This window comes from Rufibacter ruber (assembly GCF_014138425.1).
Lineage (GTDB): Bacteria > Bacteroidota > Bacteroidia > Cytophagales > Hymenobacteraceae > Nibribacter > Nibribacter ruber_C.
In genome coordinates this window covers 125,046-137,385 of sequence record NZ_JACJIQ010000007.1, presented here as the reverse complement: position 1 = coordinate 137,385, position 12,340 = coordinate 125,046, and the positions used below count along the sequence as shown (strand labels likewise).

The 12,340-nt window shown below is 51.6% G+C and carries 11 protein-coding genes; 8 read left to right on the top strand and 3 right to left on the bottom strand.

The window, feature by feature from the left end; translation table 11 throughout:
• The first annotated feature begins 3 nt into the window (after window positions 1–3).
• A complete protein-coding gene (gene trmB, locus FHS90_RS10100; RefSeq protein ID WP_182512962.1) occupies window positions 4–660 on the top strand; it encodes a tRNA (guanosine(46)-N7)-methyltransferase TrmB in 657 nt (218 codons plus the stop codon).
• A gap of 523 nt (window positions 661–1,183) precedes the next feature.
• On the opposite strand, the gene FHS90_RS10095 is transcribed toward trmB, so the two are convergent.
• Window positions 1,184–1,804, bottom strand: coding sequence for a phosphoribosylanthranilate isomerase (locus FHS90_RS10095; RefSeq protein WP_066835415.1), 621 nt, complete (start codon window positions 1,802–1,804; stop codon window positions 1,184–1,186).
• Window positions 1,805–2,090: 286 nt separating this feature from the next.
• On the opposite strand from FHS90_RS10095, the gene mnmA reads away from it, so the two are divergent.
• The 4 genes from mnmA to FHS90_RS10075 all read left to right on the top strand — a co-directional run bounded on the left by mnmA (window position 2,091) and on the right by FHS90_RS10075 (window position 7,290).
• Window positions 2,091–3,197 (top strand): tRNA 2-thiouridine(34) synthase MnmA, encoded by a 1,107-nt coding sequence (mnmA, locus tag FHS90_RS10090; RefSeq protein ID WP_182512961.1) that lies wholly within the window; start codon window positions 2,091–2,093, stop codon window positions 3,195–3,197.
• Window positions 3,198–3,206: 9 nt separating this feature from the next.
• Window positions 3,207–3,914 carry a hypothetical protein gene (locus tag FHS90_RS10085; protein ID WP_182512960.1) on the top strand — a complete coding sequence of 236 codons (708 nt, stop codon included), beginning with the start codon at window positions 3,207–3,209 and terminating at the stop codon, window positions 3,912–3,914.
• Window positions 3,915–4,168: 254 nt separating this feature from the next.
• Complete coding sequence (gene rpe, locus FHS90_RS10080; protein WP_182512959.1) at window positions 4,169–4,825, top strand: ribulose-phosphate 3-epimerase; 657 nt, start codon at window positions 4,169–4,171, stop codon at window positions 4,823–4,825.
• Window positions 4,826–4,860: 35 nt separating this feature from the next.
• Window positions 4,861–7,290 carry a TonB-dependent receptor gene (locus tag FHS90_RS10075; RefSeq protein ID WP_182512958.1) on the top strand — a complete coding sequence of 810 codons (2,430 nt, stop codon included), beginning with the start codon at window positions 4,861–4,863 and terminating at the stop codon, window positions 7,288–7,290.
• Window positions 7,291–7,387: 97 nt separating this feature from the next.
• Here FHS90_RS10075 and FHS90_RS10070 read toward each other — a convergent pair whose 3' ends face one another.
• Window positions 7,388–8,263: a DUF2911 domain-containing protein gene (locus FHS90_RS10070; RefSeq protein ID WP_182512957.1), complete on the bottom strand. Its 876-nt coding sequence runs from the start codon at window positions 8,261–8,263 to the stop codon at window positions 7,388–7,390.
• 14 nt (window positions 8,264–8,277) lie between these two features.
• Window positions 8,278–8,619 carry a hypothetical protein gene (locus tag FHS90_RS10065; protein ID WP_182512956.1) on the bottom strand — a complete coding sequence of 114 codons (342 nt, stop codon included), beginning with the start codon at window positions 8,617–8,619 and terminating at the stop codon, window positions 8,278–8,280.
• A 103-nt stretch (window positions 8,620–8,722) separates the two neighbouring features.
• Between FHS90_RS10065 and hisG the strand changes: the two genes are divergently transcribed.
• The 3 genes from hisG (at window position 8,723) to hisC (ending at window position 12,198) form a co-directional block, all read left to right on the top strand.
• Window positions 8,723–9,574, top strand: coding sequence for an ATP phosphoribosyltransferase (gene hisG, locus FHS90_RS10060; RefSeq protein WP_182512955.1), 852 nt, complete (start codon window positions 8,723–8,725; stop codon window positions 9,572–9,574).
• Between the two features lies 1 nt (window position 9,575).
• The gene (gene hisD, locus FHS90_RS10055; protein ID WP_182512954.1) at window positions 9,576–10,856 is read left to right on the top strand and encodes a histidinol dehydrogenase; all 1,281 of its coding nucleotides are present in this window, start codon (window positions 9,576–9,578) and stop codon (window positions 10,854–10,856) included.
• Window positions 10,857–11,136: 280 nt separating this feature from the next.
• Entirely contained in the window at window positions 11,137–12,198 is a 1,062-nt protein-coding gene (gene hisC, locus FHS90_RS10050; protein ID WP_182512953.1) for a histidinol-phosphate transaminase, read from the top strand.
• Window positions 12,199–12,340 lie beyond the last annotated feature (142 nt).

Genomic DNA, 12,340 nt, shown 5'->3' with positions numbered 1-12,340 from the left:
TACATGGGCAGAGGTAAACAAGAGAAATTTGCAGTCAACGCCACCCGGGCGAACATAGTAGAACCAGGCAAAGAAAATTACGAACAGCTGAGGGGCCGCTGGAACCAGGATTTCTTCCCTCAGGACCAGCCGCTGGTGCTGGAGGTAGGTTGCGGCAAAGGCGAATACACCGTGGGCATGGCCTCAAAATTCCCGGAGAAGAACTTTCTGGGCATTGACATCAAAGGCAACCGCATCTGGAAGGGCAGTACCCTGGCCCTGGAGGGGGAACTGACCAATGTGGGTTTCCTGCGCACTTTCATTGAAAATATTGACCAGCATTTTGGTGAGCAGGAGGTGTCTGAAATCTGGATTACGTTTCCTGACCCCCAGCCCCGTAAGCGCGACATCAAACGCCGCCTCACCTCGCCCCGCTTCCTGGAGATGTACCACCGCCTTCTTAAGCCAGGCGGAAAAATCCACCTCAAAACCGACAGCGAACTGTTGTTCGACTATACCCTGGAGGTTCTGGAAGAACGTAAGGCACAAGGGTTGATCTTTACCAAAGACCTCTACCAGTCTGATCTGCAGGAGCACACCATGGGCATCTACACCACCTTTGAGAAAACGTATCTGGAGAAGGGTGTTCCTATTAAATACCTGCAGTACTCTGTGGGGTAATGGGTTGTATTGGAGCTAGCCTTACTGTTCCGTTTCCGGGCTGATTTCTGAAAAACAGCCCAGAAACGGAAACTCGCATGACATAGTCAGTAATTTTTTCTCCATGAGATTATTTGAATAAACCTTCTCTTTTGGGCTTATTCCTGTCGCAACGCAAGCGGTCGCTTGCGCTAACGTTTTGACGCTGTTTCTAGAAAAACAGCCCGGAAACGAAAATTCCACAAAAGGAACCAGATGCACATATCCGCCAGGGAATTAGAAATTAACAGTAAACAGCTTCCTGAATTTTGCCATAACAAGCTTTCATAATGCTGATAATTCCTGCGGGCGAGACTTTGTTTGTACCGCTCCTATGGTCATTAGCAGCAAAAGCACGGCTTTATCTAAAATAAACCCCCTCTTCTGTTTTTGGCCTGTTTTATGAAAAACAGGCCAAAAACAGAAGAGGGGGTTTGGTAGGAGGGATGCCTGATGAAAGGAGAAGAATTAGCCCATCAGCGCCGCAATGTTCCAGAACGTTGGCTTAATCTTCCAGCTGTTCAAAGATCTCCTCCAGCTCGTCAAAATTTTTGTAGCCGGGGCGTATCTCTTCGCCGCCTTTTAAGGCAATACCGGCCGGGGAGACCTTGTCTAACGCTTCTTTGGTATTTTCCTTCGTGAGCCCGAAACCCAGGAGAATTGGGTATTTCTTAGACAGGTCTTTCAGGAAACGCAGGTTGGTGGCATCAATTGACGTGAAGTCTTCTGAGTCAATCAAGAAATATTCAACGTGGGGGTGGTACACCTCCAGCAGGCTCTGGATATTCTCCTCCACGGTGTCCTTGTCAATCATCACCCTGAAAATGATGGGCATGGGGATTTCGTCCAGCTCCTCAACCAGGTACAGGCTGTTGAGCTGCACCATGTCTACTTTGTACGTAAGCAGCAATTCTTCCAGATCAGGAATAGGCAGCTCCTGCACCTGGCCCACCAGCTTTACGCCAGATACCCAGCCAGAAATTTCTTTGAACGCCTCCGGCGAAACATACCCAGGCTGACCTTCCTGGAGATTGAAGCCCAGCATTTCTACCCCCATGCCGGCGCAATAGCGCGCGTCACTCAGGTTGTTGATTTGGTTGACCAGAACAATTGTACTTAGTGCCATGTCAGTTTTATGCGTAATGTGAGAAAAACTGCCCCTAAACGGGTGTTTGTTACGCCAAAAGTAATGCGTTTCCTTTAACAATTGCGCCAACTCAGGTTAAATCTGCCTCCTGAGCGGGTAAACCTTTCATTATCAACGTTAAAGCCTACTTTTTTACTAAACTTTTTCAGATTGGCTTTGGTTTGAAGGGAAGGCTTGCATCTCTGGAAAAGAAAGCCTTCAAAAATTACTATATTTGCAGCATTGTTTTTCGGCGGGACTGTGAATCCCGTTTAATCTAGAAAAAATGAGTTCAAAAGGACGAGTACTCGTTGCCATGAGTGGCGGCATTGATTCCTCAGTGGCAGCCGTGCTGCTTCACGAGCAGGGATACGAAGTAGTGGGCATGACCATGAAAACCTGGGACTACTCCAGTTCCGGGGGAAGCAAAAAAGAAACCGGCTGCTGCAGCCTGGATTCTATCAATGACGCCCGTGACATTGCGGTGCAACTGGGTTTCCCGCACTATATCATTGACATCAGGGAAGAGTTTGGCGACTATGTGATCAACCATTTTACGGATGAGTACATTGCCGGCCGCACCCCAAACCCGTGTGTTCTCTGCAACACCCACATTAAATGGGATGCCCTGCTAAGACGCGCCGATAAACTGAGCTGTGATTTTATTGCCACCGGTCACTACGCCAACATACGGGAGGAGAACGGCCGGTATGTGATCTCCAAAGGCAAAGACCACAACAAAGACCAGAGTTATGCGCTGTGGGGAATCTCACAGGAGAGCTTGAGCCGCACTATTTTCCCGCTGGGGCACCTGCATAAGACCGAGATCAGGCAAATGGCCATGGACCGCGGCTTTGACGCACTGGTGAAAAAAGCCGAGAGCTATGAGATCTGTTTTATCCCGGACAATGACTACCGCGGTTTCCTGAAAAGGCGGGTGCCCACTCTGCAGGCCGAAGTGGCCGGCGGCGAGTTTGTGCTGGAAGACGGCACCGTGGTAGGCAAGCATGAAGGCTACCCGTTTTACACCATTGGGCAGCGCAAAGGCCTGGGGGTGGCATTGGGGTATCCGGCGTTTGTAACCAGAATAGAGAAAGATACGAATAGGGTAGTGCTGGGCAATTACGAGCAGCTGGCCAAGAACGGCATGAACGTAGGCAAACTGAGCATGGTCAAGTACGAGAACCTGCACGGTAGGCCCACTGAGACGGTCACCAAAGTACGGTACAATGACCCCGGCACCGCCGCCACCATTGAGCAGGTAGGTGATAAAATGCTGGTGCAGTTCCATGCGGGCGTGAACGCCATAGCCCCTGGGCAGGCGGCGGTCTTCTATGAAGGCGATGACGTGATTGGCGGCGGCTGGATTGAAACCAGCTTTAACCTGGAGTAATAAAAGTCTATGAGACGCATCTTGATCGTATTGGCACTGGTTGCCGGTTTCTTTTCCTCCTGCAGTGATGAGGAGGTAGTGTTAGACCCTGTCAAGCAGGGCTATGACTACTATCCCCTGGAAGTAGGGAGCTACCGCATCTACCATGTCACGGAGACCAGGTACCGCGACAATGTGGGGCAGACCACTGAGTATGAGCGCAGGGAGCTGATAGATGCCATCACCAAAGACCAGACCGGGAAAGAGTGGTACAGAGTAGAAGTAAGCCGCAGAGAGCCGGGGGCCAGCTCCTGGTCAGTAAAAGGGGTGAAGCTTTTATCTGCCTCACCCACCAGCCTGCAGGTACAGGAAAACAACAGAAGCACGGTCTTGATGGTGTTTCCGGTGGTTTCTGGCAAAACCTGGGTGCATGATGCCTTCTCTAAGATTTCGACCACAGACACCATCTATGCCTACGAGAACGCCGGGGAAGCCTTTGAGATGAACAGCAGGAAGTATGACAAGACGGTGAAAATCCTGAAAAACTACTACAAAGACCTGCTGGTCTTAGATGACCGCTATGAAGTGCTGGCATTTCAGGTAGGTCCGGTGTACCGCCACTCAAAAGTTTACCAATACTGCAATGATGGTTCTGGCAACGCCTGTGAGCGGGGGGTTGACTACATTCAGGAAGGCAATGATGTCATAGAAGAACTGGTGGAAACCGGAAAAATATAACCGCCACCTTTTTAAATAAGTATCAGTTGAAACGTCCATCAAATAGAACTTGATGGACGTTTTTTTTATCCTACAAGCCCGGCAGATTCTGTTTTTGGCTTGTTTTCATAAAAACAAGCCAAAAACAGAATCTGCCGGGTTACCTCAATTCAAACATTCTTAAATAATCTGCCGCCACTGTTGCCATTTCTTGGCGCTACCATTGGTTTTTGAGAGCAGAAAGTGTTGCTTTGTAGAAGTAAAATTCAAAGAAAATGCCTCATTTCATTGCCCCTTCTGTCTTGGCTGCCAATTTTGGCCAACTTGCCACTGATGTACAAATGCTCAACAACAGCACCTCTGACTGGATTCACGTTGATATCATGGACGGGCGCTTCGTGCCAAATATCTCGTTTGGCTTTCCGGTGGTACAGGCTATCCAGAAAGTAGCTACCAAACCCCTGGATGTTCATTTGATGATAGAGCAGCCAGAGCAGTACATTGAGCAGTTCAGAGCGGCCGGGGCCGAGTACATCTCTGTTCATTATGAGGCTTGCCCGCACCTGCACCGCACGCTTCAGCAGATTAAGGCCACTGGTGCCAAAGCTGGGGTGGCGTTAAACCCCCACACCAGCGTGCAAGTGCTGGCAGACGTAATCCAGGATCTGGACCTGGTGATTCTTATGTCAGTAAACCCGGGTTTTGGCGGGCAGAAGTTTATTCAGCATACCTATAAGAAGATTGAGCAGCTGAAAGCTATGATTCAGGAAAGCCAGTCTGCTTGTCTTATAGAAGTTGATGGCGGGGTTAACCAGGAGAACGCGCCTGCGTTACTCAAAGCGGGGGCAGATGTATTGGTGGCAGGATCCTTTGTCTTCAACTCAGCCAACCCCACCCAGACTATTCATGATTTAAAACAAATTTCTTTCTAAGCTTAATGCCGAAGCGGTGCGTATGGTGGCTGTGTATGTGGGTTTTCCTGAGCTTTCCTGCTTGGGCGCAGCAAGCGTACGTACAAGGCATTGTCACTGACTCGGTTCAAAATCCGTTGGTGGGCGCCTCTGTGACTTTGCGGGAGGCACCACTTTCCACGCAAACCAACGCCAGAGGCCAGTTTAAACTGTCGCTTCAGCCGGGCAAGGCCTATGCCCTTACATTCAGCTATATAGGCTACGAGTCCGCAACCCGGGAGGTCACGCTGCTTCCCAATGAGACCAGGTTTCTGCGGGTGGAGCTGCTGGCGGGGGCTAGCCAACTGGAGACTGTAGAGATAAAGGCCCGCAAGCCCAATGACACCCGCAGCCAGGTGAGCATAACCCGGCTGGACCCGCGGCTTACCCAAACGCTGCCGTCGCCTTTTCAGGAGTTCAACAAAATCCTGCTCACGCTGCCCGGCGTAACCAACAACAATGAACTTTCCTCTAGTTATTCAGTGCGCGGGGGCAGTTATGACGAAAACCTGGTCTACGTAAACGGGATAGAAGTGTACCGCCCTTTCCTGACCGTGACCGGGCAGCAGGAGGGACTCAGCTTTGTCAATCCGGATCTGGTGGAGGATGTGACCTTTTCTTCCGGGGGCTGGCAACCCAGGTTAGGTGACAAGCTTTCTTCGGTCTTAGATATACAGTACCGCACCCCCACCAAATTTGCCGCTTCGGTTTCTGGTGGTTTAACCGGCGGCTCTGTGCACGCAGAAGGCACTTCGGCCAACGGCCGAATGGGATTTCTGCTAGGTGCCCGCCATAAAAACGCTGCCTATGTGTTAAACAGCCTGGAGGTGGAAGGGGATTACCGGCCTACCTTCAATGACGTACAGACGTTTTTGACCTATGACCTGTCCAGCAGAGAGCACAGAGCCACCGGCAGCGCCCCTAAAACCCAGATCAGCTTTCTGGGGAATATTGCCCGGAACAATTACCAGGTGCGGCCAGAGACCAGGGAAACAACCTTTGGGACGCTGAGTGCCCCGCTGCGGCTGTTGGTAGGCTATGACGGGCAGGAGCTGATGCGGTACACCACGTGGCAGGGAGGGCTACGGCTGCAGCATGAATTCAACTCTGCTTTCAGGTCAGAACTCATCTGGTCAGGCCTTTACAGCCAGGAGCGGGAGTACCGTGATCTGGAGGCGGGCTACCGGTTTTGTGATGTGATGCCCGCCCCCGGAGTTTCCCCCTTTAACCGCTGCAGCGGCGAACGCGGCGTGGGCACCCGCTATGACTACTCCAGAAACCGCCTGAGAGCCGCTATCCAAAACATAGAAGGCCGCCTGGCCTGGCAGGCCTCCCGGAAGAGTGAATTTTCAGCGGGATTTAAAGTGGGGCAGGAGGAGATAGAGGATGTCTTGCAAGAGTATGCCTTCCAGGACTCAGCTGATTATGTCTTCAACCTTTCCAGCCTGAACAGCAGCCAAACCCTGGCTTCTACGCGGCTGCAAGGATTTGTCCAGCACCAGTGGGCCCTGGATAGCCTGCAAACTTTGACTTACGGCGTTCGGCTGCATTATTGGTCTGTAAACCAGCAGCTCTCGTTCAGCCCAAGGGTGCAATACGCCCGCCAGTTTGCCTCGTTGCCAGACTGGTCGTTTAAAGTAGCGGGGGGCCTGTATGTGCAATCACCGCTGTACCGGGAGTTGCGTGACCCGCAGGGCAACCTTCACCGCGGGGTGCAGAACCAGGAGTCATGGCATTTCATTGCAGGCACAGAATACCGGTTCCAGAAGTGGGGAAGGCCGTTCAAGCTTACCACAGAGGCCTATTACAAATACCTGCCCTCGGTGATTCCCTATGAGCTGGACAACATGCGTATCCGGTACCTGCCGCTGAACCCGGCCACTGCGTATGCGTTAGGATTTGATGTGCGGGTAAACGGCGAGTTTGTGAAAGGGGAGGAGTCCTGGTTCAGCCTGGGGATTCTCAGAACCCGGGAGGATATCAGCGGTGACTCCACCGTTGCCCTTAACAAGGAAACGGGCAAACGGGAGACCACCGGGCCAAAAGGGTACATAAGACGGCCCACCGACCAGTTTCTGAACCTGGGCGTTTATTTTCAGGACCACCTGCCCAACAACCCCACCCTTAGAATGTACCTGAACATGGCCTTCAGCACAGGGCTTCCGTTTGGTCCTCCCGGAGAGCTGAATTTCAGAAGTATTTTCCCCGGCCCCCTGTACAAACGCATTGACATTGGCTTCTCCAAGCTCATTACCCTTGCGGGCACCCCAGAGGCAAACGGAGTTGGTTTAAAGAGTCTCTGGCTCAGCCTGGAGGTGCTTAACCTCATAGCGGCCAACAATGTGATTTCCTACAACTACATCAAAGACTTTAACAACACCACGTACGCAGTCCCCAACTACCTCACCGGGAGACTGGTGAACCTGCGGTTCATTGCCAAATTTTAACGCACTTACCAATTGCCTAAAACAGAAGAAGCCCAGACCTAAGCCTGGGCTTCTTCTGTTTTAGGCCTGTTTTCACCAAAACAGGCCTAAAACAGGATTAATTGACGTTGAACCGTTTCTCTTTCCAGATCTGTTCAGCCTCTTGAATTTCTTTGGAGTAGGCCTGGTAAGACTCCATGGTTTTTTTACCCAGTTTCTGGGCTTTCTTGTTCAGCTCAAGGGCCGTTTCATATTCATTCTTCTGGGCCAGGAGCTTGGCTTTTAGCCAGGTGTTGTAAAAATTTTCTTCAATGGCCAGTGATTTGTTGATCCAGGTCAATGCCTGCTCGTGGTCCTGGTTCTGCTGAAGCAGGTAGTTCACCGCTTGCGCATAGGCACTCCAGTCAGTGGGTTTGGCCATTGCCAGGGAGTCTTTGATGGCCTTCATGGCGAAGCTGTGCGTCTCCACCCTAATGGGGGCTGACCATTGTTTCTCGGCCCAGTTAAGGGTAAGGCGGCCGCTGGAAGGCTGTATATCTTTAATGGAATACTGCAGGGTTTCATGGAAGGGCGCGGCCTGTGCCGTCATGGGCACCCTTACTACGTCCTGTTTAGGGTCATAGCCTTCAGTACCCCATAAACCCTTCTGTTTGCTCAGAACCAGCAACGCATTCTCAGGGTCTGTGGGAAGCACAAAAAGGCTATAAGTCCCGGCCGGGATATTTTCCTGCAGCATGCGCGCCTCTGTACTGAACGTGATGGTGGTGGCTTCATTCGCCCCGGCGCGCCAAATCTGGCCATACGGCACCAGCTTGCCCCAGACTTCTCTGTTTTTGACCCCGGGGGCCCCGTAATCAAGGGTTATTTCAGTGACGCCAATGGTGGCGGTGATCTTGTTTCTAGGGCTGGCCTGCGGTAGCTTAAGCTGTACCTGGGCGCTGGCGCAAAGGGTGATTAAAAACAGAAAGAGGGAAGCTACTAATGTTTTTTTCATGGTCACGGCAAGTATTAGGCAAAATTACAGCCCCTGGTTTGATCGGAACAAAGGCTTGCAGAAAAAGGCTCAATCTTTTTAAGAAAAAATAATGCCACATAGGCTGTTTTTGGCTTGTTTTTATGAAAACAGGCCAAAAATAGAAATTGATGGAGAGGAGAAGAGGCAGCAGAGGGAAAACATTTATTGAAAATGCTTGTTTCTTCAATATTGGTTTTTACCTTTGGCACAGCAATATGAACCGCACTCTCGCACATATCTTCCTTTCTTTGACCGCCACTGCAGCGGTTCACGGAGTGCATTGCCATCATTTCCACCATTCCTCTCAGGGGGAATAAAACTATCATATCGTCCATACTGGGGCTGGGCTCCATTTATCTGAGGTGTTTCTGAGAGAGGCACAGATCAGATCCTATCTTTGTTTTGCGTTTACCACGTTTTTACAGCATTTTCCAGTACATGATTCGCTTAGCTATCCAAAAATCCGGGCGCTTGTCAGATGACTCCCTGAAGCTCATCCGTGAGTGCGGTATTTCTTTCCTCAGTGCTTCTTCCAAACTGAAGACAGAGGCCACCAATTTCCCCCTTGAAATCCTGTTCCTGCGCGACGACGATATTCCCGGTTACGTGGCCGACGGCGTAGCCGATATTGGCATTGTGGGCCAGAACGTGCTGGTGGAGGAAGGGCTGCAGCAATTGACGGTGAAAAACCTGGGCTTCAGCAAATGCCGACTGTCGTTGGCCGTTTCTAAAGGTGATGCCTACGCTGATGTAACGTCTCTGCAGGGCAAAAGCATTGCCACTTCTTACCCCAACCTGCTGCAGGAGTTCCTGACTTCTAAAGGTGTTCAGGCGGATATCCATACCATCAGTGGCTCAGTGGAGATTGCCCCCAGCATTGGCCTAGCCGATGCGGTGTGTGACATTGTCTCTTCGGGTTCTACCTTAATCAGCAACGGCCTGCGTGAAGTGGAAACGGTTTTTAAATCTGAGGCGGTCTTGATTGCGAACCAGAATCTGGATGCCGAGAAAAACCATTTGCTCCAGCAACTGTTGTTCCGGATGGAAGCCGTGCAGAAAGCGCAGAAGTCTAAATATGTGGTCTTAAATGCACCAAACTCGGCTATCCCACAAATCAAGCCGCTGCTGCCGGGCATCAAATCCCCTACCATTATTCCGTTGGCCGAGGAAGGCTGGAGCTCGTTGCATTCCGTGGTAAACGAAGACGATTTCTGGGACATTATCCAGAAGTTGAAAGAGGCCGGGGCCGAGGGTATTTTGGTGGTTCCCATTGAAAAGATGATTGGCTAAGATGAAAACCTATCTTTATCCTGAACGGGAGGAATGGGCTGCCCTTACCCAACGTTCGGTCCAGAAATTGGACCAACTGCGGGCGGGCGTTCAGCAGACCTTCGACCTGGTACAACAGCGCGGCGATGCGGCTTTGATTGAACTGGCGGCCAAATTTGACAAAGCCACCTTGCAAAACGTCTGGGTTACTGACAAAGAAGTTGCCGCTGCCGTTCCGCAAGTAGCCCAAGAGTTAAAAGACGCCATTGAGCTAGCGTACAACAACATAAACCGTTTCCATGAAGCGCAGCGGGAGCCGGTACAACAGCTTGAAACCATGTCGGGCGTGACCTGCTGGCGTAAATCGGTGGCTATCCAGAAAGTGGGTTTGTACATTCCGGGCGGTTCGGCGCCGTTATTCTCTACGCTGCTTATGCTGGGCATTCCGGCCCAGATTGCCGGTTGCCAGGAGATTGTTCTGGCCACACCTCCCAGTGCAGACGGCTCTATTAACGCCACTATTCTCTACACTGCCCATAGGCTCGGCATCAAACGCATTCTCAAAGCGGGCGGGGCGCAAGCCATCGCGGCCCTGGCTTTCGGGACGGAGACGGTTCCGGCGGTAGATAAAATTTTCGGACCCGGAAACCAATACGTGACGGCCGCCAAGCAGATGGTAACCCAAATGGGCGTCGCCATTGACATGCCGGCGGGTCCGTCAGAAGTTTTGGTCATCGCCGATGATTCAGCGGATGCCGACTTCGTGGCCGCCGATTTGCTTTCCCAGGCTGAACACGGTCCGGATTCCCAAGTTGTTTTCGTCACGAATTCAGAAAAACAGCTCCTAAACGTACAAGCCGCAGTGGCGGAACAAGTGACGAAACTGCCTCGGCAGACGGTGGCGCAGCAAGCCTTGGATAATAGCGTGGGCGTGGTGGTAGGTTCTTTAGACGAAGCGTTAGCCTTCTCTAATCTGTACGCCCCAGAGCACTTAATTCTGTCGTTGGCAGAGCCGGAGGTTTTGGCGGAAGGCGTTACCCAAGCCGGTTCGGTCTTCATGGGGCACTTCAGTCCGGAATCGGTAGGCGACTATGCCTCAGGCACTAACCACACCTTGCCAACCAACGGCTACGCCCGCAACTACAGCGGCGTGTCCTTAGACAGTTTCGTGAAGAAAATCACCTTCCAGCAACTCACCCGCGAGGGACTGGAGCGCATCGGCCCCGCCGTAGAAACCATGGCTGAGGCCGAAGGTCTGCACGCCCATAAAAACGCGGTGACGATTCGCCTTGCGAAGATTTGAAAATAAGAAGATGTGAAGATTTGGAAATAAGAAAATTATTTTTGCCAACACATCTAATCAACATAACTGACCTCCTTTGTCATCCTGAAAGAATCTTGGTGGCAAACGGTAGAAGCGGTTGAGCTTCTGCTTTTCTAGTTTGCCCACAAGGTCCTTTCAGGATGACAAAAGGGAAAAGAAGGCTTAGCTTGTATAAATAGAAAAGTAAAACAATGAAATAAGATTTGGTGCAGGAAGCCATTTTCAAATTTCCTCATCTCCAAATCTCCAAATTTGAAACATGTTCACCATAGAGAATTTCATCCGTCCGCACCTCAAGTCACTGAAGCCCTATTCCTCTGCGCGTGATGAGTTTGAGGGGGAGGCCAGCGTCTATCTGGACGCGAACGAAAACAACTTGGGCAGCCTGGCCGGGGGCGTGGATTACAACCGCTACCCAGACCCGTACCAGAAAACTATCAAAGAGAAGCTGAGCAAGCTGAAAGGCGTACGGCCGGAGCAAATCTTCATCGGGAACGGGTCAGACGAGGCCATTGATTTGCTGGTGCGGCTGGTGTGTGAACCGGGCCGCGATGAGGTGCTGTTGCTGCCGCCCACGTACGGCATGTATGAGGTGAGCGCGAACATCCATAACGTGGGCATTCAGCGGGTGCCGCTGGATGAGCGTTTTCAGCCTGTTTTTGAAAAAATAGCCGCTAAACAGACGGAGCGTACTAAGATTTTGTTCCTGTGCTCGCCCAACAACCCCACCGGAAATATTCTGGACTCTGCCACGGTTGAGCAGCTCATCCGGTCTTTCAACGGCTTGGTGGTGGTAGATGAGGCCTACATTGACTTCACCGACGAGCCCAGCTGGAGCACGCGTTTAGATGAGTTTCCGAACCTGATGGTGTTGCAGACCCTTTCCAAAGCCTGGGGCATGGCCGGTCTTCGGTTGGGTATGGCCTTCGCCTCGCCGGAAATTATAGGTTACCTGAACAAGATTAAGCCGCCGTACAACATCAACGTGGTGACGCAGGAGCTGGTAAGTGCCGCTTTAGATAAAACTGCCCAACTAGACGATATGCTGCAAGTTATCATCCAGGAACGCACCCGTTTGGTAGATGCATTTGCAGCGCTTCCGCTCATTGAAAAGGTGTATCCCTCAGATGCGAACTTTGTGCTGGTGCAGGTGCCCAACGCGAATGAACTGTATGGCTATCTGCTGGAGCGGGGCGTGGTCGTGCGCAACCGTTCCACCCAACCCGGCTGCGCCAACTGCCTGCGCATCACGGTAGGTACGCCCGCAGAAAACTACAATCTGCTGGAGGCACTGCAAACGTACGCGGCGCAGGAAGCATAACCGCGTTTCCGTTTTTGGCCTGTTTTTCCAAAAAAGGCCAAAAACGGAAATCAAGAACTACTGGCACGAGTTCGGAGACTCGCGCCGATGGATGAACGGAGTCTCCAGACTCCTGTGTCCCGGTTGGTGGTTCTCGGCAAGT

Coding starts and splice junctions, on each gene's coding strand:
- FHS90_RS10070 (WP_182512957.1), bottom strand. CDS start 8,263: ATGAAAAAAACATTAGTAGCTTCCCTCTTTCTGTTTTTAATCACCCTT.
- FHS90_RS10075 (WP_182512958.1), top strand. CDS start 4,861: ATGTGGGTTTTCCTGAGCTTTCCTGCTTGGGCGCAGCAAGCGTACGTA.
- FHS90_RS10095 (WP_066835415.1), bottom strand. CDS start 1,804: ATGGCACTAAGTACAATTGTTCTGGTCAACCAAATCAACAACCTGAGT.
- trmB (WP_182512962.1), top strand. CDS start 4: ATGGGCAGAGGTAAACAAGAGAAATTTGCAGTCAACGCCACCCGGGCG.
- FHS90_RS10085 (WP_182512960.1), top strand. CDS start 3,207: ATGAGACGCATCTTGATCGTATTGGCACTGGTTGCCGGTTTCTTTTCC.
- hisC (WP_182512953.1), top strand. CDS start 11,137: ATGTTCACCATAGAGAATTTCATCCGTCCGCACCTCAAGTCACTGAAG.
- hisD (WP_182512954.1), top strand. CDS start 9,576: ATGAAAACCTATCTTTATCCTGAACGGGAGGAATGGGCTGCCCTTACC.
- rpe (WP_182512959.1), top strand. CDS start 4,169: ATGCCTCATTTCATTGCCCCTTCTGTCTTGGCTGCCAATTTTGGCCAA.
- hisG (WP_182512955.1), top strand. CDS start 8,723: ATGATTCGCTTAGCTATCCAAAAATCCGGGCGCTTGTCAGATGACTCC.
- FHS90_RS10065 (WP_182512956.1), bottom strand. CDS start 8,619: ATGGACGATATGATAGTTTTATTCCCCCTGAGAGGAATGGTGGAAATG.
- mnmA (WP_182512961.1), top strand. CDS start 2,091: ATGAGTTCAAAAGGACGAGTACTCGTTGCCATGAGTGGCGGCATTGAT.